Annotated in this window: 1 pseudogene; it reads left to right on the top strand. The window is 61.3% G+C overall.

From position 1 onward, the window contains the following. Positions 1-361, top strand: a pseudogene (locus EOA28_RS38160) (CCA tRNA nucleotidyltransferase); the annotation flags it as partial. Between the last annotated feature and the right edge of the window lie 104 nt (positions 362-465).

The following is a 465-nucleotide window of genomic DNA, read 5'->3' as shown; positions in this document are numbered from 1 at the left end:
GGCGGCGGCGATCGAGCCGAGGACGAGCGAAGGCGAACTGGCCAAGAAACTCTATCTCGGCGATCGAAACGGCATCGCCGACCGGCTGCGGCTTTCGCTGGCTTCCGCGCGGGCACGGGCCGCCGAGGACAATCAGGCGCTGATCGATGCTGGCGGCTTCTCGCGCCTGCTTGCCTTCGCGTTGAAATGGGAGAAGCCGGTATTCCCGATCAAGGGCGCCGATCTCGCCGAGCTTGGCGCGGCGCCCGGCCCCAGGCTCGGCGCGATCCTGAAAAGTCTCGAGAAGGAATGGATCGCGTCCGGTTTCACCCTTGACCGCGGCGCGCTCATCGAGCGCGCCGTAAAAGCGCTTGAAGCTTAGAGCAATTCCAGGAAAAGTGTGTAACGGTTTTCCGTCCGGAATTGCGTAAAAACAAATAGTTAGAGCGGTTCGGCGATTCCATGAAACGCTGAACCGCTCTAGAT

The sequence above is a fragment of the Mesorhizobium sp. M2A.F.Ca.ET.067.02.1.1 genome (assembly GCF_004023285.1).
Classification (GTDB): Bacteria; Pseudomonadota; Alphaproteobacteria; order Rhizobiales; family Rhizobiaceae; genus Mesorhizobium.
The sequence above is the reverse complement of the archived record's forward strand: the minus strand, read 5'-3'. Positions and strand labels throughout refer to the sequence as shown.